Origin of the sequence: Candidatus Nanosynbacter lyticus (genome assembly GCF_030253515.1) — a bacterium.
GTDB lineage: Bacteria > Patescibacteriota > Saccharimonadia > Saccharimonadales > Saccharimonadaceae > Nanosynbacter > Nanosynbacter lyticus_A.
The window spans coordinates 37296-64025 of the sequence record NZ_CP124549.1 but is presented as its reverse complement, the minus strand read 5'-3'; the positions used below and the strand labels follow the sequence as shown (position 1 = coordinate 64025).

The 26730-nt window shown below is 48.9% G+C and carries 28 protein-coding genes and 1 tRNA gene; 7 read left to right on the top strand and 22 right to left on the bottom strand.

Annotated elements, in window-relative coordinates:
* Nucleotides 1-82 precede the first annotated feature (82 nt).
* Entirely contained in the window at nucleotides 83-637 is a 555-nt protein-coding gene (gene orn, locus NLML1_RS00330; protein ID WP_285441615.1) for an oligoribonuclease, read from the bottom strand.
* A 43-nt stretch (nucleotides 638-680) separates the two neighbouring features.
* On the opposite strand from orn, the gene NLML1_RS00325 reads away from it, so the two are divergent.
* The gene (locus tag NLML1_RS00325) at nucleotides 681-1385 is read left to right on the top strand and encodes a uridine monophosphate kinase (protein ID WP_285441614.1); all 705 of its coding nucleotides are present in this window, start codon (nucleotides 681-683) and stop codon (nucleotides 1383-1385) included.
* A 94-nt stretch (nucleotides 1386-1479) separates the two neighbouring features.
* Here NLML1_RS00325 and NLML1_RS00320 read toward each other — a convergent pair whose 3' ends face one another.
* From NLML1_RS00320 to NLML1_RS00275, 10 genes are all read right to left on the bottom strand, one after another.
* On the bottom strand, nucleotides 1480-1914 hold the full coding sequence (locus tag NLML1_RS00320; protein WP_162322991.1) for an MscL family protein: 435 nt from the start codon (nucleotides 1912-1914) through the stop codon (nucleotides 1480-1482).
* A 46-nt stretch (nucleotides 1915-1960) separates the two neighbouring features.
* Nucleotides 1961-2353, bottom strand: a complete 393-nt coding sequence (locus tag NLML1_RS00315; RefSeq protein WP_285441613.1) for a hypothetical protein — start codon at nucleotides 2351-2353, stop codon at nucleotides 1961-1963.
* A gap of 96 nt (nucleotides 2354-2449) precedes the next feature.
* The gene (locus NLML1_RS00310) at nucleotides 2450-3040 is read right to left on the bottom strand and encodes a hypothetical protein (RefSeq protein WP_285441612.1); all 591 of its coding nucleotides are present in this window, start codon (nucleotides 3038-3040) and stop codon (nucleotides 2450-2452) included.
* A gap of 23 nt (nucleotides 3041-3063) precedes the next feature.
* A complete protein-coding gene (gene argS / locus NLML1_RS00305) occupies nucleotides 3064-4695 on the bottom strand; it encodes an arginine--tRNA ligase (protein ID WP_285441611.1) in 1632 nt (543 codons plus the stop codon).
* Nucleotides 4696-4725: 30 nt separating this feature from the next.
* Entirely contained in the window at nucleotides 4726-4881 is a 156-nt protein-coding gene (locus tag NLML1_RS00300; RefSeq protein WP_162420377.1) for a hypothetical protein, read from the bottom strand.
* A gap of 53 nt (nucleotides 4882-4934) precedes the next feature.
* A complete protein-coding gene (locus NLML1_RS00295) occupies nucleotides 4935-6512 on the bottom strand; it encodes a CTP synthase (protein ID WP_285441610.1) in 1578 nt (525 codons plus the stop codon).
* Nucleotides 6513-6561: 49 nt separating this feature from the next.
* Complete coding sequence (locus NLML1_RS00290) at nucleotides 6562-6735, bottom strand: hypothetical protein (RefSeq protein WP_285441609.1); 174 nt, start codon at nucleotides 6733-6735, stop codon at nucleotides 6562-6564.
* A gap of 58 nt (nucleotides 6736-6793) precedes the next feature.
* Nucleotides 6794-7192 carry a pyridoxamine 5'-phosphate oxidase family protein gene (locus NLML1_RS00285; protein WP_285441608.1) on the bottom strand — a complete coding sequence of 133 codons (399 nt, stop codon included), beginning with the start codon at nucleotides 7190-7192 and terminating at the stop codon, nucleotides 6794-6796.
* A gap of 5 nt (nucleotides 7193-7197) precedes the next feature.
* A complete protein-coding gene (locus NLML1_RS00280) occupies nucleotides 7198-8175 on the bottom strand; it encodes a ribonucleotide-diphosphate reductase subunit beta (protein ID WP_162453920.1) in 978 nt (325 codons plus the stop codon).
* A gap of 137 nt (nucleotides 8176-8312) precedes the next feature.
* Nucleotides 8313-10715 (bottom strand): ribonucleoside-diphosphate reductase subunit alpha, encoded by a 2403-nt coding sequence (locus tag NLML1_RS00275; RefSeq protein WP_285441607.1) that lies wholly within the window; start codon nucleotides 10713-10715, stop codon nucleotides 8313-8315.
* A 198-nt stretch (nucleotides 10716-10913) separates the two neighbouring features.
* Between NLML1_RS00275 and NLML1_RS00270 the strand changes: the two genes are divergently transcribed.
* Entirely contained in the window at nucleotides 10914-12152 is a 1239-nt protein-coding gene (locus NLML1_RS00270; RefSeq protein ID WP_285441606.1) for a bifunctional folylpolyglutamate synthase/dihydrofolate synthase, read from the top strand.
* Between the two features lie 4 nt (nucleotides 12153-12156).
* On the opposite strand, the gene NLML1_RS00265 is transcribed toward NLML1_RS00270, so the two are convergent.
* The 3 genes from NLML1_RS00265 to NLML1_RS00255 form a co-directional block, all read right to left on the bottom strand.
* Complete coding sequence (locus NLML1_RS00265; protein ID WP_285441605.1) at nucleotides 12157-12972, bottom strand: hypothetical protein; 816 nt, start codon at nucleotides 12970-12972, stop codon at nucleotides 12157-12159.
* A gap of 30 nt (nucleotides 12973-13002) precedes the next feature.
* Nucleotides 13003-13230 carry a hypothetical protein gene (locus tag NLML1_RS00260; RefSeq protein WP_285441604.1) on the bottom strand — a complete coding sequence of 76 codons (228 nt, stop codon included), beginning with the start codon at nucleotides 13228-13230 and terminating at the stop codon, nucleotides 13003-13005.
* Nucleotides 13231-13251: 21 nt separating this feature from the next.
* Nucleotides 13252-13343, bottom strand: a tRNA-Ser gene (locus NLML1_RS00255).
* A 71-nt stretch (nucleotides 13344-13414) separates the two neighbouring features.
* On the opposite strand from NLML1_RS00255, the gene NLML1_RS00250 reads away from it, so the two are divergent.
* Both NLML1_RS00250 and NLML1_RS00245 read left to right on the top strand, forming a co-directional pair.
* On the top strand, nucleotides 13415-14581 hold the full coding sequence (locus NLML1_RS00250) for an ABC transporter ATP-binding protein (protein ID WP_285441603.1): 1167 nt from the start codon (nucleotides 13415-13417) through the stop codon (nucleotides 14579-14581).
* Complete coding sequence (locus NLML1_RS00245; RefSeq protein ID WP_285441602.1) at nucleotides 14578-15795, top strand: ABC transporter permease; 1218 nt, start codon at nucleotides 14578-14580, stop codon at nucleotides 15793-15795. Before NLML1_RS00250 ends, NLML1_RS00245 begins: the two co-directional genes overlap by 4 nt.
* A gap of 95 nt (nucleotides 15796-15890) precedes the next feature.
* On the opposite strand, the gene NLML1_RS00240 is transcribed toward NLML1_RS00245, so the two are convergent.
* A complete protein-coding gene (locus NLML1_RS00240) occupies nucleotides 15891-16928 on the bottom strand; it encodes a bifunctional phosphoglucose/phosphomannose isomerase (protein ID WP_285441601.1) in 1038 nt (345 codons plus the stop codon).
* Between the two features lie 77 nt (nucleotides 16929-17005).
* On the opposite strand from NLML1_RS00240, the gene NLML1_RS00235 reads away from it, so the two are divergent.
* The gene (locus NLML1_RS00235) at nucleotides 17006-17476 is read left to right on the top strand and encodes a hypothetical protein (RefSeq protein ID WP_285441600.1); all 471 of its coding nucleotides are present in this window, start codon (nucleotides 17006-17008) and stop codon (nucleotides 17474-17476) included.
* A gap of 113 nt (nucleotides 17477-17589) precedes the next feature.
* On the opposite strand, the gene groL is transcribed toward NLML1_RS00235, so the two are convergent.
* The 4 genes from groL to NLML1_RS00215 form a co-directional block, all read right to left on the bottom strand.
* On the bottom strand, nucleotides 17590-19233 hold the full coding sequence (gene groL / locus NLML1_RS00230; RefSeq protein WP_285441599.1) for a chaperonin GroEL: 1644 nt from the start codon (nucleotides 19231-19233) through the stop codon (nucleotides 17590-17592).
* Nucleotides 19234-19252: 19 nt separating this feature from the next.
* Nucleotides 19253-19519 (bottom strand): co-chaperone GroES, encoded by a 267-nt coding sequence (locus NLML1_RS00225; RefSeq protein ID WP_162322973.1) that lies wholly within the window; start codon nucleotides 19517-19519, stop codon nucleotides 19253-19255.
* A 69-nt stretch (nucleotides 19520-19588) separates the two neighbouring features.
* A complete protein-coding gene (locus NLML1_RS00220) occupies nucleotides 19589-20008 on the bottom strand; it encodes a hypothetical protein (RefSeq protein WP_162322972.1) in 420 nt (139 codons plus the stop codon).
* Nucleotides 20009-20036: 28 nt separating this feature from the next.
* Nucleotides 20037-20642 (bottom strand): MjaI family restriction endonuclease, encoded by a 606-nt coding sequence (locus NLML1_RS00215; RefSeq protein ID WP_285441598.1) that lies wholly within the window; start codon nucleotides 20640-20642, stop codon nucleotides 20037-20039.
* A 394-nt stretch (nucleotides 20643-21036) separates the two neighbouring features.
* On the opposite strand from NLML1_RS00215, the gene NLML1_RS00210 reads away from it, so the two are divergent.
* The gene (locus NLML1_RS00210) at nucleotides 21037-22323 is read left to right on the top strand and encodes a UDP-N-acetylmuramoyl-tripeptide--D-alanyl-D-alanine ligase (RefSeq protein ID WP_285441597.1); all 1287 of its coding nucleotides are present in this window, start codon (nucleotides 21037-21039) and stop codon (nucleotides 22321-22323) included.
* Entirely contained in the window at nucleotides 22323-22850 is a 528-nt protein-coding gene (locus NLML1_RS00205; RefSeq protein WP_285441596.1) for a hypothetical protein, read from the top strand. Before NLML1_RS00210 ends, NLML1_RS00205 begins: the two co-directional genes overlap by 1 nt.
* Here the strand turns inward: NLML1_RS00205 and NLML1_RS00200 are convergent.
* From NLML1_RS00200 to NLML1_RS00190, 3 genes are all read right to left on the bottom strand, one after another.
* Nucleotides 22839-23138 carry a hypothetical protein gene (locus NLML1_RS00200; protein WP_285441595.1) on the bottom strand — a complete coding sequence of 100 codons (300 nt, stop codon included), beginning with the start codon at nucleotides 23136-23138 and terminating at the stop codon, nucleotides 22839-22841. The genes NLML1_RS00205 and NLML1_RS00200 overlap by 12 nt on opposite strands.
* Nucleotides 23139-24760: 1622 nt before the next feature.
* Nucleotides 24761-25054, bottom strand: a complete 294-nt coding sequence (locus NLML1_RS00195; RefSeq protein WP_285441594.1) for a hypothetical protein — start codon at nucleotides 25052-25054, stop codon at nucleotides 24761-24763.
* Nucleotides 25044-26711 carry a GDSL-type esterase/lipase family protein gene (locus tag NLML1_RS00190; RefSeq protein WP_285441593.1) on the bottom strand — a complete coding sequence of 556 codons (1668 nt, stop codon included), beginning with the start codon at nucleotides 26709-26711 and terminating at the stop codon, nucleotides 25044-25046. Before NLML1_RS00190 ends, NLML1_RS00195 begins: the two co-directional genes overlap by 11 nt.
* Nucleotides 26712-26730 lie beyond the last annotated feature (19 nt).

The window sequence follows — 26730 nt, the reverse complement described above, 5'->3', positions numbered from 1 at the left end:
CAACTCCTTTTCTCAGGAGAGTATCAGATAAGTACACTCTTGTCAAATAACTCAGCAGCCGTGAATATGCCGACTGGTAAACCTAGCGTTTCACCTTCTTCAAATAATATTGTAATTCTTGAATACTACCGCGGATGTCCTCCAGCGCTCGATGATCCTCTGGCTTGGCAAATTTTTTGCCATATTTACCTTCAAATACCACCTTCCAGGCACTAACATCCAGCATTCGGTAGTGGAGGCGTTTTGAAAATTTCTTGAACCAATGATCGATAAAGCGCCGGTCTTGATGAATTGAATTACCCGCCAATAAAATTGGTGCATCATCAAAATACTCATCCAAAAATGCCAAGATATCGCGCTCGAGCTGCGCCTTAGTTGTCTTGGTGATCTTGTTTTGCGCTATCAGCTGCTCTCGCGCAGCCGCACCATCGCCATACCAAAATGATTTATTCTTATCAAATCGTGCTTGCATTTTCTTGCTACACCAGTGCGCTGCACCCTCAAAATGAGCAATTTCCGTAAACCCCCAGTCGGTCACAATCATCGCCACCTCAATCGGAAAATCCTCCACCGGATCTAGCCCGGTCATTTCCATATCCAGCCATAAAATTCGCTGCGGCTTGAATTTCGCTTTCATGTTTCTATTTTACCACTTCCTTGCAGCATGCTACACTAAAGTTATGGCAAAACGTATCCTTCTCAAATTATCCGGCGAGCAGCTCCAGGGCGAGTTCGCCAGCGGCTTCGATCCTAAGCGGGCTCGTTGGATCGCCGAACAAATCAAACCGGCCTTGAGCAGCGGCGCCGAAGTCGTCATCATGGTTGGCGGCGGCAATTATGTCCGCGGCAACCAAATCATTGGCCACGGTATCCAGCCCGTCTCGGCCCATAACATCGGCATGCTCTCTACTCTGATGAACGCCATCGCTCTGGCCGATGTGTTCAACGACGCTGCCCTACCGACCCGCGCCCTGTCCACCGTGGAGATTAATCAATTCATCGACCAATACACCTTCCGCCGCGCCCTTAGTCATATCAAGAAGGGCCGCATCGTCATCGTTGCCTGTGGCACTGGCCGACCCTTCCTGACTACCGATACCGCCGCTCTCAACCTCGCCCTCGAGATGCAGTGCGACGTTGTGATCAAAACGACGAAAGTCGACGGTGTATACGACAAAGACCCAGCTAAATTCCCTGACGCCATTAAGTTCGATCGTCTTCATTACGACCAAATTCTCACCAATCCTGACATCACTGTTATGGACAAGGCCGCCATTGGACTGGCCGCCGAGGAGAACAAACCGGTCATCATCTGCGACCTGCTCACCGACGGCAACATCGCCCGGGCCGCTCGCGGCGAGATAGTCGGCACGCTGATTTCCTAGCCTGCTGAGTACAGTACGCATCTTGTTCCAGCCTAGATCGTTTTACATAAAAAATCCGCCGTATTTATCCGGCGGATCTGTTTTCAAGGCCCAATTAGTCTTTTTTCTTGTCTAATTTATCCAGCTTCAAAAAGTGAATAATTGCATACACCACAAACGCCACCGCCAACAAAGTGATCAGCGAGCTAACGAATGCGCCGTACAGAAACTCACCCTTACGACCAGCAATTTCAACGGAGAATGATGCTGCCTGCAAACCTTCCTGCGAGCCGACAATCAGCTGAACGAGCGGATCGATAAATGCTGTCACCAATTTCTTGACCGTGTCACCAGCCGCAGTACCGATCGCCAGACCGACAGCCAAGCCAACCACGCCCTGCTCACGGATAAATGTCATAAAACCGCCGCCATGGCCCTTGACTGCTGCCGCTTTTTCTTTCAGTGCCGCCACACTTGGTTTTTTCACAATTGATTTCTTAGCGGTCGTCTGTTTAGTAGTCGCCTTTTTGGCTACTTTTTTCTCTGCCATAAAAACTCCTTTATGTTAAGTAGTACCTTGATTGTAGCATAAAACTTTACAAATTATCTAAAAGTTTTATGGCTGCAGCAAGCTTGCCGTTGCGCAGGCTATTTGGCGGTTTCGCCTCATATAGTGCAATGGCTTCTTGGGCAAGTCTCTTGTCGCCCTTCTGTTTGGCAATTTTTCGCATAACATCTGGCAAAAACAACTTATTCTTCGATTTGTCATCTGGGACCAAGCTCTCGTCCACCATAGTCGCTAGCTCAACCGCTTCGTCATACTTTCCTGCTATTATTAGCCGACGACACAACCCATCAACTTCTTTCAGGCCATTTCGCGAATCAACATCAAGATATATCCCTGATAATTCTGATAGCTCCTCGCTCGCCGTTTCGATTTCACCCCACTCCGCTCGCCGGGCAGCATTGTATTGCTGAATCAACAACATACGCCCCGGTACTGAGGGTAATGTTAAGAACTGTAATATCCGATTTCGGGGCTTATATTCGTGAGATTGTGCCGCATCAATAGCATCAAATGACAGTCATGGCCTTGAGCTCATAAACTTTTGCCTATCGATCGACGGCGGTAGTCGTTTCAAGAGTTCCCCCGAAAAAAATGTATTCACTGCCCGCAACTCACCCATCGCCAGCTGGTCAAGCGGGTTGGGCGCACCGCTGCCAATCACGCCGGTCATATCACAGCACAACTCCTCTGTTGCCACATCGAGCAAAAAGGCTCGCCTACTACTCCAATCAAATAGTGTAACCATAGCGTGCTGATTCGCATAACTAACAAAATGCTCAATGCCGAGCTGCTCCAGACACTCTGACGCAATAATGACATGGCCAAAACAATTTGTAGCCTCACAACCAGCAACTTCAACTGCATCGAGTAGCGGTGAATCAGCCGAAGTCGGAGCAAAATCCACCGTTTGTCGTACCACCCGTGCTATATCAACTGCCGCCTTCGTTGCAGCATCATACGTCTGCGGAGACTGTTCATACACTGCACGAATCAACTTCAGCTGCTGCGAGTCTAATAAAAGTTCACGTCGTAGTCCTGGCTCAGCCTTAACTAATTGCCGTTTAGGCGTCATCAAATTAGCAGAAATATACTTTTCCATCTCTGACATATCATACAATATTTACTAATATTTTACAACTTATCGGGGGCGACGATACCAAGAATGGTGAGTCCCGCCTTCAAGATGTCAGCATACACCGCTACCAAGCCAACGCGGTGCGCTTCTTTGTCGCTGCCAACAACTTGATTTTTCTCATAGTAGCGGTTGAATTCTTGTGCCAGCTCAAACAAATAGGCGCAGATATGATGCGGCTCCAAACTTTCGGTAGCACGGTTAACCGCCTCAGCGTATTCGCTCAGTTTCCTAACGAGCAGCCGATCTTCGTCGAACAATTCCGTCGGGAACGCAACTGCTTGCTCAGATTTCGCCAAGATACCCCGTGCCCGAGCGTGTGCATACTGTAGGTAACTACCGGTGTTACCTGTCAAACTAACCGCATCGTTAATGTCAAAGACCACATCGCTACCAATTTTGACCTTCAAAAATTGATAGCGCAGTGCGCCAGCCACTACTTCGTCGGTTGGTTCACCGCCAGCTTGCGTGATGGCCTTTTTAAACTCGTTAAATAACCAATCGATGGTAATCACCTCGCCAGTACGCGAACTCATTTTACCAGTCGTTAATTTGACGAGGCCAGTCGCATAATTAAACAATTTACCCTTCAGTTCTGGAATTGCCAATTCACTAGCGGCAATCACCCCGCGGAAATACGCCGCCTGCTCTTCGCCATTGACGGTAATTGATAGGTCTAGGTTTGGATAATCTTGGCGCTTCAGCTGGATCAGCCCCATGTCGTGCGCACCATACAACCCGTTGCCATGCGAACCGATGAACACATTATCAAACGCACCGTACTGGCTACCCTTGAAGATATATGCACCGTCCGACTCAGTAAAGACCTCTGGGGTTTTTTCTTTGATCAAGGCCTTGCCTGGCACTTCAGTTTCGCTCTCGACGTAGCGTCGCTCAATTGGCACATTACCCAGTCGTGCCACATTGGCGTCAATTTCATCAAAACTCCAGGCCTTACAAATCTCATACACCTGCTTATACAACGGATCGTCCAGCACAAATGACTGTTTGGCCAGCTCATCAATCTCCGCCCGCGCCTCTGGCGATTCCTTGGCTGCCCGCGCCCCTTCAACGTACATACGGCTCATAAACTCGTTGCGCTTATCAGCTGGAATAGCGTCTAGCTTGCTGACATCGCCATCAATTTCGCGAAGAATCGCCCACATACTCTTGCCAACATGCGTACCGACATCGCCGTGGTAACTCACTCGGTGTACCGATGCACCATCCACCGCCAACAAATTCGCCATGGTGTCTGCCAAAATCGCATTCAAAGCGTGACCAATGTGCATGGCTTTGAACGGATTCGGGCAGTTGGTCTCAATAACGACCGTTTGACCTGAACGATTGGTGGCTGGTCGCACTTTCAACGACTCAAGCACCGCTTGATCGCTCAATTTCACATTGATAAAGCCTGGCCCAGCCACACTGACCTCGCTAAACTCCTGGCGGCCACGCAGCTCTTTGGCAATCGCCTCGGCAATCTCGCGCGGACTTTTGCCCAGTGGTTTCGCCAACTGCAGCGCCACATTCGTCGCAAAATCACCAAATTTTGGATCAGGGCGCGTCAACTGCACCGATACATCCTGATCAAAAAGTTGCTTCACCGCCTGAGAAATAATCTGCTCCATACCTTTCAGTATAGCAGACAACAAGCAGTTTTACTCTTGACTCATTTCTTCCAGCTGCAGCAGCGTCACCGAGCTCGGACTCGAGCCCTTGACGTGACGCAAAACATACCCAAGCGCCGAGGCATCGTCATGACTTAACGTCGTCCCATCAAGCGGATCATGTGTTTCAATTGTTTCTTCAGCCATTTTTATTCCTTTTTATGTTAGGTACTATCTGGCCGTATGTTAGCATAAGTTTTTTACTTTGTCAAGCTGGCTCGAATCAGCCCGTCAAATAGTGGATGCGGGCGGAACGGGCGCGACTTAAATTCAGGATGAGCTTGCGTGGCCACGAAATACCGATGATGCGGCGCTTCGATAAATTCCACCAGCTGACCGTTCGGCGACGTGCCAGAAATCACCAGGCCGCCCCTCTCAATCGCTTGAACAAAATCTTGATTCACTTCGTAGCGATGGCGATGCCGCTCAATTACCTCTGTTTTACCATAAATTTTAGCAACAAGCGAACCAGATTTCAGCACCGCCGGATAATCGCCGAGGCGCATCGTGCCGCCGGTCGACTGCTTGCCCTGCTGTCCGTCCATGATGTACACCACATCCGCGCCAGGCTCAGCGCCAAACTCTTCACTGTTAGCATTCGCCACGCCGCCCAAACGCGCTGCCGCAATGACCGCCACCTGCAGGCCAAGACAAATTCCTAGATACGGCTTGTTGTTTTTTATACAATATTCAGCTGCTTTAATCTTCCCCTCCACGCCGCGCGTGCCAAAACCGCCCGGCACCACGATAGCGTCAACGCTGGCCAAATCAGCTTCGCTGGCTGTCTCAGCGTTAATCCACTTAATAGAAATCTCACTTTTGTTCGCCCAAGCAGCAGACTTCAGCGCCTCAGTCACCGACAAGTAGGTATCAGAATTATCAATGTATTTAGCCACCAAGCCGACGGTTACCCGCTTGGCATATTCAGTAGTATCGCGCTGAGCTAGACGTTTCCATCGCTGTAAATTTGGCTCCACTGAATTGTCAGTAAACTCGCCAAGCAGCTTGCCCAAATCACGGTACACCGTCAATGGCACTTCATATACTGTATCGACATTTGGCATCATAATAATTCCCTCCTGGCGCACGCCAGACGAAATAGCAATTTTTTCGCCGATACTGCGCGGCGGCTTGTCGTGACCCTCGGTCCGCACCGCCACCACATCCGGCATAATGCCAAAACCGCGAAGATCCGCCAGCGCATTCTGAGCCGGCTTGGTCTTGTACTCGTGCGACGCCTCCAAAAACGGCACATATACCACGTGCACGAAGAGGCAATTTTCCCGTCCCACATCCAGCGCAAAACCGCGAATCGCCTCGATAAAGCTCAGACCCTCGTAGTCGCCGACTGTGCCGCCAATTTCCACGATATGAACGTCACCCTCGGCCGCCTCGCGGATGGCCGCCTTGATAGAATTAGTTAAATGCGGCACCATCTGTACCGTCTGGCCGCCAAACTTACCAGCCCGCTCATCGGCGATCAAATCGCGCAGCAATCGGCCCGACAGCGTGGTGTTTTTTCGCGTCAATTCCAAATCCAAAAACCGCTCGTAGTGGCCCAGGTCCAAATCGGTCTCGGCGCCATCCTTGGTCACAAAGCACTCGCCGTGCTCTTTCGGATTCAGCAGTCCAGCATCAACATTCAGATACGGATCACACTTTTGTACCGACACGGCGATGCCTTTGGCCTGCAGCACTGCACCGATACTGGCGGCCGTGATACCTTTACCTACGCCTGACAGCACGCCGCCGGTTACGAAAATATACTTCTTTGCCATCACTTCTCCAACATATCAAAAGAGGCGTCAAATCGACACCTCTGTTGTTTTATTCACAACCATCGCAAACCGTCAGACTTGCCGGATCAATGGGTGCAGCGACACTACCATTCGCTCTGGCCTGTTCGTCAGCCACCGCCTGCGCTGCCTGCATCGCCGCATCAATAGCACTCAGCTTTTCTTCCAGAGACATGTCATCAGTAATAATTTGGGCTGCATTCATTCTTATTTTCCCCTATATTTAGTATAGCCTTATGGCTATTGTACGCCAGTGATAGCGCTTACGCAATAAAATGCAGCCAATTTTCCGTTGTGGTTTTTTCATCAAGATTGCCAATTGGCATGATGTAAATTTGCCTATTTTCCACGCGCGGCATAAAGTCGCCCAGCTTATTGGCATAGACCCCCAAAGCCGCCGCCTCTTCTTCCTCTGGTAGCTCTCGCACCTTTGTTGTCAAAAAGACAGCACTCTTTTGGTCATTCCAAACCACAAATTCGACAACACCGCTGCGGTACGCATTAACAGCGTGACGGGATTGCCGGTCAGAAATCCAAATAATGTTGTCATTTTTATAACGCACAAAGTGGAGCGGCGTCACTAATGGTGTTCTGTCGCGATTGACGGTAGCCAAAGCACCAACTTCCACGGTGTCTAAAATATCTGTTGTAATTTTGTCCATAGTAGTTATTTTGTGGTATTCACCTCATAGCTAGTGTTAGTGCTTTCAAAGAAATTGACCAATTCCAGGGTGTCATTTGCCGTAGCCATCCATTTGGCCGGGTTGGCCACGTTGTACTCAGGCTCAAAACCAAGCTCGACCAAGCGGCGGTCAGTCATGTGCATGACGTATTGATTGACATAATCAGCGTTCAGGCCGAGGATTCCCTTTGGCAACATATCCTTGTTGTACTCTTTCTCCAGCTCCACCGCCTGCAGGATGAGGTTGCGGATTTCCTCGGCAAATTCCTGGGTTTGCAGTTCTGGGTTTTCGTCCAAAATAGTCAGCAGTAAATTGATACCAAAGGTCAAGTGCAGATTCTCATCCTTGGTGATCCAGTCCAGCAGCGTGCCGACATTACGCAGCAAGTTGCGCTGACGGAAACTCATGCCGACCATAAAGCCCGAGTAGAACCAAATACCCTCCAGCACGATGTTATATGCCACAAGTGAGCGGACAAAATCCTTTTTACCCTCCAGCGTGTAGATATCGAGGTTTGGATCAAGCATGACATCGAGGTGCTTGTTCTGGAAATCTGCCTTGTCGGCCAGCGATTTCTTGCCAAAGCCCGCCGCATAAATCTCCTCGCGATCAAATGGAAAGGTCTCAATGATATATTCAAAGGTCATGAAGTGGTTGGCTTCTTCCCACATCTGTTTTGACAGATAGAGCTGCGCTTCAGCGGCGTTGACGTATGGATAAATACCAAAGGCCAGCGACTTGTTGATCAATAGCTCGTTCGGGTTGAGGTAGCTAATCACCGTTTTGAGCGCGTGCTTTTCCTCATCGCTGAGTTTTTCAAAGTCCGCCAAATCCTGGACTAGCTGCACCTCGTTAGGAAACCAGGTGTTAGCCACCGCTTGGTTGTATAAGTCATACGCCCATGGGTAGCGAATTGGGTGCAGTGATAAACCGTCGCGTAGTCCTGAACCTAAAATACCCATTTAATTGTCCCCTTCTATGATGATAGCAAACAGCGCTTCCTGCCCAATAGCTCGTTGCGCCGCCTCCTTCGCCAACAGATCAATTCCCGGCAACGTATCCTGTTGATTTTGATATTCCATATCGTTCCTCCTTTATTTTATTTATTAACCTTGGCAAATCCAAACCCGCGTGTTTTAGCGCCAGTTCGAATCTTCTGTTCTGCTAATTTTTCCACCGACACTGTGGTCTGCTCTGACTGATGACGTGGCTTAACGTGCAAGTAGTAAGTCGTTTTCAAACCACGCCGCCAGGCTTCAGAATAAATTTCCACATACTCATCAATATCACGAGTTGCCAGGTACATATTGCGGCTAATCGCCTGATCCACCCACTTTTGCGCCCGCGCCGCCACCTCGATAAAAGCATACGGGCTGAGCTGGAAGCTAGTCTTGTAGACGTCACGCAGTTTTTGCGGAATGACGTCGATGTGCTGAATGTCGCCCTGATTAGCGAACACTTCCTCTTTTATGTCATCCCACAAGTTCAGCGCCTTAAGGTCGCGCACCAGGTTATTATTCACCTCCAAAAACTTACCGTTCAGCGTCGAACGGCTAAAAATCTGGGCAAATTGCGGATCAATTCCAGGGGTCGTCCCTGCCACATGACCGATGTTAGCGGTCGGTGCAATGGCCATCAATGTGGCGTTACGCATGCCTTTTTTAACTTTCTTACGTAGTTTATCCCAATCTAGACGGGTTTTGTTATCAATTTTCACCTTAACCTTGCGATTATTCGACAATTCCGCCACCGTATCAATCGGCAAAACACCCTTACTCCAGCCGCTACCGTTATATGTCGGATAACTACCTAACTTGGTCGCCAAATCCGCCGACTGGTCGATGGCGTGATAACTGATAAACTCCGTCAATTGGTCGATCAACTCATAGGCTTCATTCGACTCATAACAATAGCCAAGTTTTTCCAATACGTCCGAAAAACCCATCATGCCCAGGCCGACAGCTCGCGTCTGCTGGTTGGCGTGCATTGCCTCTTTAACTGGCGTCTCAGTAATGTCAATCAGATTATCCAATTGCCGAATCGCTGCCCGTGAAGCCTCTTGTAAACGGTCCCAGTCCCACGTCTTATCCTCACGCAAAAACGCCGACAGATTGATACTAACCAAGTTACAGGTGGCGATATTATCCTTGTCTTGAGGTAAGGTAATTTCCGTACACAGATTGCTCAGATGAATTGTACCAGTGTTATTATTCAGCGCCCGCACATTAATGGTATCTTTCCAGGTTAACCACGGATGGCTAGTAGCCTGCAGGCTAGTCAAAATCTGCTTAAATTGCTGGCGGGCTGACATCTTTTCAAAGACCCGCAATTTACCAGCTTCGGCTAGCTTAATATATTCCTTGTAACGCGCCGAAAACTCCTCACCGTACAACTCTGGCAAATCTGGCGTTTCCGCTGGGTCAAACAGATACCAATCCTGATCTTTTTGCACCCGCTTCATAAATTCATCAGAGATAAATACCGCGGTGTTGGCAAAACGCGTGCGCATATACGGGTCGCCAGAGTTAGAACGCAGATCAATAAACTGCCCAAAATTAAGGTGCCAGTTCTCCATATAAATGGCCGCCGCACCCGCCTTTTTACCCTTACGTGAGACCGCAAATAACGCCGTGTCAATCATCTTCATGAAAGGAATTGGGCCAGTTGATTCAGTATTAGTGGTTTTAACTGGGCTACCAGCTGCCCGCAACTTAGTAAAACCGATGCCGATGCCGCCAGTACCCTTGGCGATAAACATCGTATCACGCACACTCTTAGCAATTGATTCCATATCGTCATCAACATTTAACAAAAAACAATTGCTGAGTTGCGGGAAGGAGCCGCCAGCATTGACTCGTGTCGAGCCGCCTGGCAGATATTCCAACTTACTCATATGTTCATAAAACTCAATCGCTGCTGCAGTTGGATCTGGCTCATTATAGCTAAGCCCCATGGCGATGCGCATATGAGTAAATTGCGGTGTTTCCAGCGAGTCGCCGCTTTGTTTACGCAAGGCATAGCGGTTTTTATTCGTCATCACACCGAGATATTTACTGAGGTCATCACGTTCTGGCTGTAATGCTTCGCCCAATTTTTTCAAATCAAATCGCCCGTCGCTCATCCGCTTATCAAGTAAGCCATCTTTGACCGCCGCTTTAACAAATTTCGGAAACTCCCGAGCGTGCAATTTCTTTAATTCATCGGCCGTCTCGTAATCGCCCAAAATGCTCTTATAAATAGTCTTTAGCAGCAAGCGGGCTGCGATTTTATCATAATCTGGATCATCCTTGACATTCTGTAGTGTCGTCTGGATGACGGCCTGATCGAGCTGCTCGGTGGTAATCCCGTCAAATAGTGTCAGCTGCAGCTCGGTTGCCACCTGCACCACCTTAGAAACCTGATCTGGCAGCCCGTCGCAAGCCTTCAAAATCGCCGCGTTAATTTTATTGGCATCAAACGGCTCTTTTGTCCCGTCGCGTTTGATGACGTTGATTTGTTGCATGTACCCTCCTTAATTTGCCCTGCTAAAAATCAGCCGCCAGTACCCCATCTGGTGGCTCATTTGGATAATTTGCCTTTTTATTTATTTATGGGTTCGCTACATATATAGCGTACAACACTAACTATAGCCGCTACATATAGTGTTTTTCAAGACATTTGGTAAATTTTACAACCTATTTTTGCTATAATCAGATACGGTATGAAATTTGCCTCAATGCGCGACGCCACTTATTTTTTGGACGAGCTAATTGCTCATCCGCCCAAAAAGCATGATCGGCTGGCATATGTAGCGCATATTTTGGAAACCCTTGGCAGTCCGCAAAATCAAATTCCCGCCATCCACATCGCCGGCACCTCCGGCAAGGGTTCGACTGCTTATTATGCTACCAGTTTACTGAACCGGGCTGGCTATACTACCGGCATGTTAGTGTCGCCGCATATTGCCAGCGTCGCCGAGCGCTCGCTAATCAACGGACAGCCACTGCCTGAACAAGAATATTTGCATTATTTTCAAGCGTTTGCCAATCTTTATATAGTACACAACCTGCATCTATCGTATTTTGAATTTTTGACGATTTTTAGTTTTTGGCTATTTAAGGAAATGAGAGTTGATTATATCATAATTGAGGTTGGGATTGGCGGTCGGCTAGATACAACCAACGTGATTTTCCGTTCGCCAACGGTACGCGTCATCACTGATATCGGACTAGACCATACGGAATTATTAGGCAATACTCTGACAGAAATCGCCCAAGAAAAAGCTGGCATTATCCATCAAAGCGATTCAGTCGTTATGAACCGGCAAGCTTCTGAGATTGAAATGGTTGTTCGACAACGTGCAGAGGAGCAGCATACACAATTCTCGATTACTTCACCAGTGACTAGCGAATTCCTGAAAATACTGCCGGATTTTCAGCAGCGGAATTGGACATTGGCGTACCGCGCCGTCGAAAAGCAGCTGGCACTGAATAAAAAGCCGTCCCTGCCAAAAGAAGTTCTGGAAAAATCCGTGCATATCACTATTCCTGGACGGTTAGAGAAGCGCAATGTTGATGGAGTTAACATCATATTTGATGTTGCGCATAATCCCCAGAAAATCCGCGCTTTGATTGATTCATTGCGGAAATTATATCCGGATAAAAAGCCTATCTTCGTAGTAGCATTCGGGCAAAATAAGCAGTCATCAATAGCAGAATCGCTTGCTATAATTGACAACCTGGCGCAACTAACCTACGCCACCACATTTAGCACCAATTACGGCAAAAATCACCGCAACATGCCGCCGGAAATTATCCGCCATGTCATGAAATCTGCAGTCGAGATTGAACATAATACAGACAAGGCTCTCGCGAAAGCTATCAAGAAGGCCCGGCAACTCGATACGTACGTCGTTGTTACCGGGTCGTTTTATTTGGTGAGTGAATTTGCGGCAAGGTAGATCATTATAATGTTCGGAAGAATTTAACAAAAATATCTTCTAGCTTTTCCTGCTGAGCCACGCCGCTTGCCATAAATTGTTTGGCACCAGGCGTTGCGTTTACCTCTATTACGCCGTATTCGCTATCTGATTGCGTAATATCCTTACACGCCAAATCAACCCCACATATTCGTAAATCAAAGATTCTTGCCACCCTGACAGCTAGATCTCGCCACCGTTGATGCATAACTTCACCGACATCAACTGGCGTTCCTCCTGCTGATAAATTTGATATATCCATCAAACGAACATCTGTGCCTTTCGGTATAATATCGGTCATAGACAGACCCATTTTCCCCAATTTATTCATAATTATAGGTAGCTGCCTTTCAAAATGTATATCTCTACCAGAATCTACCAAGGTCTTATGTTTCAAATCAATTAGCTGTTCTAAATTACTTACTCCATCACCCTTAACAGAAAAAGGTCGTCTCTCATAGGCATTAACTACCTCATCATCAAAAACCAATATGCGATAGTCAGGCATTTTTAATTCTTCTTCAATGACAGCTACTTTAACGCGCTCCTCGTTACACTGGTTAAGAAGCTTATCAAGTTCTTCAGCGGTTTCAACTCTAGCTACACCAACTCCTTGAGAACCTCTGCTAGGTTTAATATAGACAGGAAATCCTAAAGATTCATCAATATAGCCAAGGGCTTCTTTTGTGTCACGCATAGAGTGATTAAACTGCTGACGGTCTGATTGACGCAGCATATCCGCCCACCAAGGTAAAAGAAATTCAGAACCTCTTGCACAATCTATGCCATTTTCTCTAAGCAAAAACTTTGTATACCCCTTATCATTAGCTAATTACTCTGCGCTTCCTGAATTAAACCCAGGATCATGTCCATATAAAACTCTGTGTTCTCCAGAATTATACTTAATTGACGCCACATACCCATATTCAGGTTCGATAATAATATCTTTTATCTCTGGTAGCTTACCAGCATTATATGCGCCTATCAAAATATTGATTAAGTACGTATAATGTTCTCTTGTTTCTATACGCTTTTCTGTATGATGTTCGTATATTTCCATAATGCCCTCTCAAATATCTCTTGGCGGAAGGACGGGGATTCGAACCCCGGAGGCCCCGTGAAGAGCCTACACACTTTCCAGGCGTGCCAGTTCAACCACTCCTGCATCCTTCCGTGATGCATATTATAACAGAAAGTCCGCTAGCGGTTGCAACCGGAGCGGCTTTTTGTCTATAATAAAGGCAATGATGAACGATCCTTCAACGCGAATTAAACTTACTAATGTAACCAAACGATTTGGCTTTGGTGACGCCGAGCAGGTGGCGCTGGACAATGTCAATCTCGAGGTCAAAAAGGGTGAATTTATCGCCATCGTCGGCCCGTCCGGCTGCGGCAAGACGACCCTGCTTAACATCCTCGGGCTGCTCGACCACCCGTCAGAGGGCGAGTATTACCTTGACAATAAACCAGTCGAGGATCTGACGGCAACCCATCACGCCACGATTCGTTCGCGCGATATTGGCTTTATTTTTCAACATTTCAATCTCATCCCACGCCTGACGGTGATCGATAATGTTGCCCTGCCGCTCACCTATAAAGGCATCAGCAAGACCAAGCGCCTCCAGGAAGCCAGCCGAATCTTGCGCAACTTCCATCTGGGCGAGCGCGAGTATTATCTGCCGCATCAGCTATCTGGCGGTCAGGTTCAGCGCGTGGCAATCGCCCGAGCACTGGTCAACAGCCCATCAATCATCCTGGCCGACGAGCCGACCGGCAACCTCGATTCCAAGTCCAGCCACATCATCATGGAGGAGCTGTCCGACATTCACCGCCGAGGCAATACGATTATCATGGTGACGCACAATCCAGAGCTGCTGTCCTATGCCAGCCGGGTGATTTCTATGCTCGATGGGCGCATTGATACCGATACGCACCACATCAAGAAGATCTTTAAGCAAAAGCTGGGCGGCGATGACCAACCAGCAACTCCGGTGAGTTCAACGCCGACGCACACAGTAGCCGCCAAAGACACAAAAGACGAGTCAGAGGAAAAGGGCGAGAAAGTAGAGAAAGCCGAGCCAACCAAAACCACTCCTGAAAAACCAACGACCGAGAAGGCAGCCCCATCTGCTACTCCCAACAAGCCAGCTGATCCAGTGAAATCGCCGGATGATCTCCCACCAAAGCGGCCGCTTGGCGCTGCTTCAGCCAAAGCAACCACAAAGACTGTTAAAGCTGACAGCGATCATAGTAAAAAATCAATAGATTCTGACGCCGCAAAAACCGCTGCTCCGTCGACCGAAAAGAAACCCGCCCCTAAGTCCGATAAAGCCGACGACGCAAAAACCGATGCCGCCAAATCAACCAAGAAACCAGTCAAAAAAGAACGGAAAGCTACGAAAAAGTCATGAAAATGCTCCTCAATAATCACTTCGAGAACGCGACTGAATCGCTCAAGTCAAATAAAGTCCGCACCTACCTATCGATTTTTGGCATCATGGTCGGCATCGCCAGCATTACTATTATCTTGTCGCTGCTGACCGGCACGAGCCGCCTATTTGGTGATCAATCCGCCAAGATCTCTGACACCACCGCACTAATCCGGTCTGGCAGCGAGGCGCGGCCGGATTCATTGCTGTCACTCAGCTCCGGACACGCCGCCCAGATGGTGAACACACTGACCGAACAGGACGCCCGAGAAATTGCCAAGGCGACCGACAACAGCGCCGCACCACTGGCAACGTTTCGCACGAATATATCAACACCGGACGGCAAGACGAAGCTAGAGCGCACCACCGTTATCGGCAGCTCGGGCGAACTGGCCAAACTCGCCAGCCTCAAGTTGCGCGAAGGACAATTCATCGACGAGGCCAACGGCGTCGTGATCGGTAAACAGCTGTCAATTGACCTATTCGGCACCGAAAAATCCCTCGGCAGCGTCCTCAAGCTCCGCGGCGAGACGCTCACGGTGGTCGGCGTCCTCGACGAGCCGGAAACTGCGCCTAGTTACCTCGGTGTTGATTTTAATCGCTCTATCATCCTGCCGCTGGCCGTCAGCAAAAAGTTCACCCAAAACACCGCCCAAATCCAGCAAATCCTCATCACTGCCGACAACGGTACGGCGTTGCAAGCCAAAATTGATGCAGCCAAAAAAGTTCTTGCCCAGCAGCATCAGGGCGATACCGACTACCACACCTTGGTCGGCCAAGCCATCACCGCACCAAATTCACACCTAGTGAACGCGCTCTCAACAGCCATGGCGGTTATCGCCGGCATCTCGCTACTGGTCGGCGGCATCGGCATCACTAACATCATGCTGGTTTCGGTCGCCGAACGCCAGCGCGAAGTCGGTATCCGCAAAGCCGTTGGCGCCACCAACCGCACCATCGTCGCCCAATTCCTCATCGAATCAGCCATCATCGGCCTATTTGGCGGTATTCTTGGCTACGTTATCGGCCTCGGCGCGTCGTTCCTCCTCGGCATGTACCTACCATTCACCCCGGTTCTCGAGTGGCAAGCAGCCGCCCTGACCATCGGCGGAGCGCTGATCATCGGTATGCTCTTTGGCATCTATCCAGCCAGCCGCGCTGCCGGCAAAGACCCGATCGAGAGCTTGCGCCACTGATTCACACAAATCCGCCACGACCTTCAATGGGCTCTAAAATAAAAGCGACGCCCCACTCCCCGGGCGCCGCTTTTTATTCTCCGGCTCAAATGAGCCTACGACAATTCTCTCTTTAGCTGCTCCACCAGCGCCACTGGCTCTGGATTAACACCGTTGAGAATGCCCGCATAGATACTGACAATCTCGCCCAGCGCCAGCCCCCACAGCAGCTGCTCGAGCAGCGTCTTGCCCTGTAGCTCGACTACTTCGGCCTTCGGGCGCATACCCGACAGCAACCGATCGGTCAGCTCCATCCGCTCCCGAATTCGCGGACGCTCAAGGCTGCTCCGAAAATCCACGACCTTATATGGTTTATCGACCGGATGTGATGACCAGCCGATGAATTCATTGTGGCTGAACTCCGGATATTGATTCCAAAACGCCACGTTTTTCGCTGACTCGTTAAAGCTAATCTTCCACTTATACGCCAGCGGCCATGTCAGCTCGCCCGCATAAAACACCTGGGTCGAACCAACGAGCTTAAGCGCCAGTTGCTTGGCATAATTATCCGCCGTCGGTACATCCTCGGCCCACTGGCTCAGCTGATCTTTCAGCCACACACCACTGGTTGCGACCGCGTGGTACAGACTATCGTCAATCACCTCAAACTGACTGAGCAGCTTCAGCAGCCCACGCAAATGATAAATCGTTGACATCCGCGGCTGGCCGCCCGACGGGACGCGCACCCGCGGCAGATTATCGGCCTCGGCCGCCATAAACAATTTCCCGCCCGTCGCCATCACCGCCAACTGGCAGCCATGCTCACGAGCCTGCTGGTAACAGCTCATCGTCTCCTCGGTGTTGCCCGAGTGGCTGATAGCAATAACTAGTGTTTTTTCGTTCACAAAATTCGGCAACTGGTAGCCTTTCACTACCTCAAGCGGCACCATAATCCGATCCGCCGTCAGCACCTTGACCATATCTGCCGCCAGCGCCGAACCGCCCATACCCGCCAGCACCACATTAGCCACCTCACTAGGGGTCGCCGGTGACTCCACTTCAGCCGCAAAGTCCGTCTGCATCGTTACCGCCACCGCACTCGTTCGTGTACTGCCCGGATCGCGCTGCGCTAAAAGATTTTTATCGTCAAGCATCTTGAAATTCCTCCTTTTCCTGTGTTACAGTATAACATAGGAAGCAAGCGTAACCGTAATGTGAAAAGAGGTGGGGTATGACAATTCAAGACAGCGGACAAGTCAACAGCGATCGAGATCTAGCCAACGTGCTAGCGGGCGTCTCTGGTGGCAATGATGACAATCTACGATTTGAAGAAACCGGCGCCCAGGACGCCGACACGACCAGTCGCCCGACCAAGCCACAGACCGGCGTCGCACCCGGGTCGGCCGCACCAGCACCACGGCCAACTACCGATAACACTAGTCGGCCATATACCACGCCGACCGATATGTCACTTGATGATATCAAGCAAAATGCTCTAAATGAACTTCGACCACTGGTCAACAAGCTCAACGTCTCGCCCGAGGAAAAGTTCGACACCTACCTCCTATTGCTGCGCTCAACTGACGACACCTCGCTAATCGCCCCAGCACACGAAGCGGCCGTCGCCATCCCCGACGAGACCCGCAAAGCCCAGGCGCTGCTCGATATTATCAAGGAAATTGATTTCTTGTCGCAGAGCTGAGACTGCAGACTCAAACATAAACAGAGCGCAGGCCCAAGGTCGGTAATTCACTTCACGAGCAATATAAAATGTCCCGCTTCATACGGGACATTTTACTGGTAGAAGCAAGAGTCTTACATCATCCCCATACCTGGCATGCCACCAGGCACAGCTGGAGCTTCTGGCTCTGGTACGTCGACGACCAGTGCGCCCATGGTTGCTGCGGTTGAGGCGATAGATACCGCGTTCTGCACTGCTTCCTTAGTGACGCGCGCTGGGTCGATGACGCCAGCTTTTTTGACGTCCACCAGGCCTGCTTCCGGATCCATGACATTAACGCCAAAGCCAGCCTTGCCCGCCTCGACTTGCGCTAGCAGCGCGTCGGCATTCAAGCCAGCGTTACGCATAATCTGTAGGAACGGCTGCTTCAGGGCATCCTTTAGAATCTGCCGGCCAGCCGCGATGCTATCTGCACCGCTCACTTTCAAGCCGCCAGCCAAATTCACCAGCGTGACGCCACCACCGGCGACAATTCCTTCAGCCAAGGCTGCCTTGGTCGCTGCCACTGCGTCGTCCACCCGGAACTTCTTTTCGTCAATTTCTGTCTCGGTCGCGCCGCCGACTTTAATAACGGCCACCTTGCCGCTCAAGGCAGCTGCCCGCTTGTCGAATTGTTCTTTTTCGTACTCGCTGGAAGCATTGTCGGACAGCGCCTTGATCTGAGCGATTTGTTCCTTCACTGCTGACGGCTTACCCGCGCCCTCAACGATGGTGGTTTCATCTTTACCGACAATCACCTTGCGCGCCGAACCCAACACCTCTAAGCCAGCATTCTCAAACGTCAAACCATGATCCTCAGAAATCACCGTTGCGCCAGTCAACACTGCGATATCGCGTAAAATCTCCTTGCGGCGGTCGCCAAAGCTTGGTGCCTTGACCGCCACGGTGTTAAACACGCCCTTGAGCTTGTTCAGCACCAAGATACTCAGCGCCTCACCTTCAACTTCATCAGCGATCAGCACCACATCCTTTTTCCCACTTTGTGCCAATTTTTCCAGCATTGGTAGGAACTCTTGCACGCTGGAAATCTTCTTATCGGTGATCAAAATCGCTGGCTTTTCATAAACCGCCTCTTGCCGACCGGTGTCGGTGACAAAGAACGGACTGACCCAGCCTTTGTCCAGGCTGAAGCCTTCAACAACCTCAGCCTCCAGCTCCAAACCTTGGCCAGCCTCAACCGTTACCACGCCGTCTTTACCAACTTTCTCGATGACACCAGCGATCAATTTGCCAATTTCCGCGTCGCCCGCCGAAATGGTTGCCACTTCTGCCACACGCTCAGACTTGCCTTCAATTGGCTCAGCTAATTTGTTCAGCTCTTTGACAATTTCCGCACCGGCCTGCTCGATGCCCTTGCGCAGCTCCATTGGGTTGTGGCCCGCTGCGATCAACCGGTTAGCCTCCTTCAAAATCGAATAGGTCAGTACCGTCACAGTCGTGGTGCCGTCGCCAGCCTGCTTGTTCAAGTTCTTGGCCGCCTGTTTGATCAAATCAGCACCGACCTTATAACCCAGTGTCTCGTCGTCTTGCTCACCCAGCTCAATACCTTCCGCCACCGTTACACCGTCATGCGTCACGGTTGGTCCGCCAAACCCCTTGGCAATCACCACATTGCGGCCCTTTGGCCCGTAGGTTACCTTGACTGCGTTATACAGTGCCTCGGCACCGCCCAACACGCGAGCGCGCGCATCATCATCGTAAAAAACTTTTTTTGCCATAATAAAAACTCCCCTTTTCTCAAACAACCGTTGCTAAAATATCTTCCTCGCGGACGATCAAATATTCCGTGCCGTCAATTTTCAAATCCGTGGTCGAATATTCCTTATATACAATCTTGTCGCCCACCTTTACACTCTTGACATCACCGCCAACCGCTTTGACTTCAGCCACCACTGGCTTCTCCTTGGCGTTGTCCGGCAAATATAATCCGCTAGCCGTCTGCGTCTTCGCCTCCTCGCGCACCGCTACCACGCGGTCGCCGAGAGGCTTGATAGGTGTATCCATATCATCCTCCATTTCGTTAACAATACACCCATTGTACCGCACCAAATTAGCACTCGTCAAGCGTGAGTGCTAGAAATTGAACTTCATAGCCGCCTCACCTGGTTCCTCCGGATTCGCCAGCTTTTCATTAACATGCAGTTTTAATTGATCATTCTTATCTTTTTCAAGCCTCCCCGGGCCACAAACTGCTTTCTCTGTCCCAACCGTAACATTTCCAGTCGCTCGAATAGAGGACTCATCAAAACCCGTTGCATCAAGCACCATGGTTGCATTTAGCATAATTGTCTCAGCACTACCGTTCTGTTTGTGTCGCCGTGTCGCCAACTCATTACCATCAGAATTAGGAGTCACAACCAACCGAAGTGCAACCGCGCCTACCTTGCCAGGTATCTCAGTGCTACGCTTGAGCGCTTCTATATATTGTTGTCTCAGAAATGCTTCCGAGTTTAAATCGTCAGGGGTGATAATATCATATGAACGTATAGGCATCTTTAGTATTATAAACTATTCTGATATATCATGCAACATTATGTCCAACTTGCTGAATCACTACATCCATAACGGAGCGATAATAGCCTTGTTGATTTCTAAGCTGCCAATCCTCCAAAATGAGATTGCTACCAAAATCACAACCGGTAAACCCAGACCACACTGCCATGTACTTAGTATCTCTATGTTCTCTAGCGACTCTATTTGCTTTATCAGCGGCAGTTTGGCTTGATTTAATATCAATCCCAACCTCAATACCGTTATAATTCACGACAATATCTATACCGTCCAGTTCTTCCTCGTCGTTTGCACCCCTGATGCCATGCACTTCCTGCATTGAACTTAGCACGCTCTCTGCCGCAATTTCCTGTCTCATACCAACGAGGGTTATTTGTGCTGCATTTTCTGCATACCGAGCGACCTCCTCGCTCTCACTCATCATTAAAACAATGTCATTAACAAAATTAATCAACTGCTGCATCCCTGAACATTGTTCCGCGTCGATTATCTTACGAAGGGCATGGTTAAATGCTATTATTGGACCAAGTAATTTCTTTTTCTCAGGGCGTTCCATTGTTTTGCCATGTTTGTCAAGCTGTCGCTTCGCTAACAGCCAATTTGGTATCGCTGCCATAAGCGCTAATTGACGAGTTTGGTCGCTCTCATATTTATGGGTTCGCCCCACTCACTCCGACACGGCTTGTGCAGCCAGAAGAGTGACCGCTTTTCCGCGCAGCACACTAGGCAAGCTTTCGATAAGTCGTGCACCCCACTCTTCGGTATTACTCTCTTGTGCTGGCTGTCGCTCAGCTCTTTGAGACTTCACCTCATTGATTGTTTTTTGGTATTCTGGTGTTTTTGTGACAGCATATAATATGTCATCCACCCTGCCCCAACGAGGTGGTGCTAACCTTCGTGCTGATGTCCGTTCATGATTAAGCATAACTGTAGTGAATATTAGCATAAACTTGATAAAAAATCAAGTTCCTGATTCACTACCCATATTCAAAAGATGCTATACTATACTCATGAGACTCTTCAAAACCCTCATCTCGCGCATTCTCGCCCGCTCTGTCACCGCGTTCTTCCTGCATAATCCGCACATCAAGCTCGTTGCCGTCGTCGGCAGCGTCGGCAAAACCACTACCAAATCAACTCTCGTCAGCGTCCTAAACTCCAGTTATAAAGTCCGCACCAACCGCGGCAACTTCAACGCCGAGTTTAGCGCGCCGCTGGAAATTCTCGGTGTCGATTCACCGCAGAACCCCCGCTCGGTATGGAATTGGTTGTCGGTCTTGGGCCGAGCCCGCCAGGCCGCCCGCCGCCAGCATGACATTGATGTTGTCGTCCAAGAGTTTGGCATTGATCACCCCGGCGAAATGACCGCGTTCGGCCGCTATATTCGCCCTGACGTCACCATCGTCACCGCCATCGCACCCGAGCACATGGAGTTTTTCGGCTCATTAGAAACTGTTGCCCGCGAGGAATTTGCCCTCGCTGAATATAGCGAAAAAGTGATCTACAACCGCGACGACATTCGCCCCGAGTTCGTGGATTTCGCCGATTGCGGCCAAATCATTTCCTACGGCACCGAGCCGGGCGCCGACTACCAGATGGCTATCGGTAAATTTACTAGCGGCAAGGGCTTTCAGTGCCAGCTCATCCACGCTGACCAAACCTCACGTCCATTCATCATTCCTGTTGTCGGCGTGCATCAACTCCGCGTTGCCGGCGGCGCAGCGGCAGTGGCGTTAGAGCTTGGACTTGACATTGAATGTGTGATGACCATGCTCGAGAATTTCACGCCAGTCAGCGGCCGCATGAATATCTTGCCCGGTATCAACGGTGCAACCATCATCGACGATTCGTATAATTCCAGTCCCCTCGCTGTAAAATCCGCCCTGACGACGCTTTACCGGCTACCCGCCAAAACCAAAATCGCCGTCCTTGGCGACATGAACGAGCTGGGCGAGACCGCAGCCGACGAACACGCTGCCATCGGCGCGCTGTGTGACCCAAAACAGCTTGACCACGTCATCACCGTTGGCCACCTGGCCGAGCGATTCCTCGCTCCAGCCGCCCGCCAAAACGGTTGCACCGTCACTTCGTTTACTAAAGCCACCGATGCCACTGAGTTCCTCGCTCGCCTAGCCAATAAAGACACCACCTTCCTATTCAAAGGTTCCCAGGGTGGCATCTACCTCGAGGAAGCCATCAAGCCACTCCTCAAAAACCCCGCCGATCGCCAAAAGCTCGTCCGCCAATCAGACGCGTGGCTCGAAAAGAAACGGCAGTTTTTTGAAAGCGACCATTGATGACTGAAAATGCTCCATCAAAAAAATCAATTGCCACCCGCATCGTGCGTTGGCTTATTTACGGCCTGACGATCCTCGTTTTTGTGCTTGCAACTGCCCATAATGACCACCTACACAAGCTCAACTCTGACCAATTTGGTCCGCCCGACTATTATTATGATTACTATCTGCACGACTCAATGTGGTTCATTGTGGCCATGCTTATCACCTTGCTGATGATAGAGATAACGGACCGGTCAATCACCGCCCGCTGTCAGAACCTGCGCAATCGATGGCCGCTTGTTATAACAGGCATCCTGTTTTACCTCGCAATACTGATACTGCTCCTCGACATGACGATCGGCGGGTGGGGCATTCCTGGACGCTGCGGTAGCGGATTTTCCATAGGTAACTGCTTTCTGGCTGATGGGCTGGGAGAGTTTATATATCTATTCTGCGCGCCGCCACTTTTCATCTGCGGAACAATTCTTATGACTATTAATCGCCGCACCAAGTACCGCGAAAGTCGTAAAAAATCATTGCGATAATTTATAAAGAAACGCCAGCCAGAACAATGCCGCTACCGCAAGGCTACTAAACGCACAGAGTTTATATACACCCCTCAGCCACACTACCATCCACACTCCCGCCGCCGACAATAGCATCGGCAGCGCCATTGCTGCTATCTCAGTAACATGATATTCACGAATCCACCACGTATCCCACCTCGCCACGACAAAGAGCAGCACGCACAAAGCTATCGGTGCGACCACTAGCAAGATTACTATCGTATCGCTTAAGTATGGCTTGTCCGTCGTCGCTACATCATCTTTCATAACCTACCCCTCATGATAAATCGGCTGCGTTAGTTAATCAACCTATTGCTATGAGCAATGAGCCATCAAATGGTAATGGACCCCCGTTTGTATCCTTGGCGCTTTGACGTACCTATTGACTATTCTTCACGGATTAACCCCATTTCCAGTTAACTGCTAGATAATAATGAAAACCACCGACCAAGCCAAACACGATACACAACATTAGCAGGACAATAGCCAAGGTCCTCAATGTTCTAAGCCTTATTGCAATAATCACATTTATAATAACCCCGGCCACACCCAACCACTATATAGTCGCTCCCAGCAACATCCTGTCGTGTCTTGAAGCTGTATCAAGGTTTGGTATGCCGAGAAACTGGCACAATCCTAAAACCGACAGTATACCAGTATACAGCATGATTGAGTGCTTTATAACCTTCTTATTCTTCACAACCAACCCCCTTCGGTAGTGTATTTAGTTTTGTTAATCCTCGTAGCTTATACTTTTTTGATCCGGGTTTTAGTGCTGGCGATAGGTAATCTTCTGGTTTTAGGGCGTAGTAGCCTACGATAACTTCAGTATCGTTAACCCCGGCTTAGAACTGAAATTCCCTCAGCCCAATAGCTATGATGTAAGCTAATACCGCAATAACCCCAACAAGCATCCCAGGAATACACCATAATTTTATCCTGCCTCGACAACAAACTAGGATAGATCCCCCAATAACAAACGCTCCAATTCCTATAAGTAGATAATTGAAATGAGCTTCGGAGTAATATGGAAATATGAATTTTTCAGCTATTATCTGATGGATTACGAGCGTAGGGATGGGAATTATCCCTATAATTATAGTGATTACGTTTTGACACGTTTGTTTATTCTTTTTCACAACCACCCCCTTCGGTAGCTTGTTTAGTTTTATTAATCTTCATATGATGATTAGCCATGCGCTACTTCACCGTCCCCCTGCGAATGGCTGTGAAAACCAAAAATAATGAAAACATCCTTCTGCCAGTGCAAATGTGCATACGATGAGCAGCACTACGGCAATGGAGCGTAGACTTTTTATAAAAATTACCGTGAGCAGGTTTATAGCTATACCGATCACACTTGCCCACACAAGAATGATCCCTAACAGTGAGTTAACTTGCCTCGGATTCATGTCTAGATTCGGTATTCCCGCGAATAGGCAAAATGCCATTACCGCCAATAGACATGTATAAGTTATCGTGGCGTATTTTACAATCTTATTTTTCTTCACAGCCCACCTTGTTGAACATAACACATTTTACTTTCCAAGCTCACTAGAACCGTATCTCTTTTACAGCCTCGGACAAAAAATATCCAAAAACGAGTAATAAGCTGGCGACGATACTGGGCACACAACAAAATTTATAACCCCCAGAAGCTCTCACTAAAATGACAATGCCCGCTATCATAAATATAGCACTCAAAGCTAGCAACGAGCATTGTGCAACAAATATACTGATACCATCGGCCAATAGCGGACCGATTATGTAGTATTCTAGCAACAATATTAACATTGGGACAATAATTGATAATCCCACAATTATTTTCTTATTCTTCACAATTCACCCCTTATTTTTGTGTTAATTATGTTATACTTCACAAGTTAACCTCAAGCCCAGGTAGTCGCCAAATAGTAATGAAAACCACCGATTAAACCAGATGCAGCACATAATAGTAATAAAATAGTGGCCAGCGCTCTTAATTCCTGAATTTTCATTATAATAACTGCATTCATAGCAACACCAAATATGCCGAGCCACCATATAATTGCACCTAGCATTACCCTATCTTGTATTGAGATCATATCAAGGTTTGGCACACCCAGGAACTGACATATTCCCAAGACCGACACTACGCCTGTATATAGTACAGTTGAGCACTTGATTACCTTCTTATTCTTCACAACCAACCCCCTTCGGTAGTGTATTTAGTTTTGTTAATCCTCGTAGCTTATACTTTTTTGATCCGGGCTTTAGTGCTGGTGATAGGTAATCCTCTGGTTTTAGGGCGTAGCATTTTTCGTTTACGTCTTTGGCGAGGATAATCGGCGTTCCTTTTTTTATGTCACCGTCAGCTTCTTTCATAACGACCAGTTTATCGAATGCAAGTCCGCGTGTCTCTTCGCTTAAAGTATGTCCGACCAGCGCATCAGCGTTATTCTGGTTTTTTGACTTGTCAACGTAATCGTTCGTGATACCAGTCAAGTTAGCTGCTCGCGTATTGCGAAAGAGATAAATCCGATCCTCATCTTCGCCAAGCAACGACTTGCCGTTGCGAGCAGTGTAGAGGATGGGGTCGGTGATCTCAGGGTCGCAGGCGTCGTCGATGCCGTCAAGGTCTTCGTCTTTATTAGCGGCTTGAGCGAAAGCCCCGCAGGGTTGGAGTTTGTCTGGCGTATCATTTTCGTCGATATCCTCGGGGTTTGGACCTTTGACGAGAATGGTTTGGTATAGCTCTTGCTTCTTGCCATCTGGTGCTTCACCAGACACCACCAGCGTGTGATATCCAGCGGGCAAATCCTCAGGCAGTGCCACAGATCCATTAATTTCACCATTCTCATCAGCCTCAATCTCGCCCAAATCTCTTGGCTCAGAGTAAATCTTTACGTATACCTTTTTCCATGGCTTATACGGGCGCCTGGATGTTTTGATCTCTATGTGCTTTTCTTGAACTTTTGTCGCTGTCCCATTGGATAGTTTATAATAAGTAAACTTTATGTCTTCCTGCTCATTAGTAACGTTAAAATAAGGAGGTGTTGGTATATTATCCCTTGTCGCAGAGTTGTCAGGACAAGTCGTCGCGTCATTTTTACAGATTTTATAATCCACAGGATTAACACCGCCTAATTCTTTCTTAAAAGCACGAGCAATATCGGCGTGACCTTTAGCGTTTGGATGAAAGCTTTCTTGACGCTCAACGGGAGGGAGGTGGAAGTCTGGTTGCCTACTAGCAACCTCCTCAACCAACAGCAACGGGTTAACGTGAGTAGGTTTATCGCCACATAGCCAATGATTGCCAAAGGCATTTTCTACATCTATGTATTTTACCCCAGCCGCTTTGGAGGCTTGGCGGATCACACCATTAAGATAAGAAACTGAATTTGTTATCATCTCGCGCTCTCTGGCGTCAAGATAAAGAAGGCCCCTGCCTCCACACGGAGCATCAGGAGCTCCATTTATAAATTGCGGATAGCCAAGTACATATATTTTTGCTTTGTTGTCCGTTGCGGCTTTAAGTTCCTCATAGAATGACTTTAATCGCTCAAATTGATCAAGAATTTCGTTCTTTAGCTTTCGTCGCTCTTCAGTTTTTGCATACACGCAGGTACTAGGGAAGGGCACGCATGCTTTTAATTTATTTCCAAACCCCACATCATTCCCGCCCGCCGTCAGCGTGATCACCTTTGGTTGGTATTTCTTTACGAACTCGATTTGCTTGACGCGCCCCGGGATCATCTCGTTGAGCGCCATCTTCTGCAACACTCCTTTGTTGTCATAACCATGCAGCCGCCCGAGCGGGCTGTCCTGCCCTTCATAGCCACCCGAGTTGTCCCAATTCATGTCATACACCGTCGCCCCA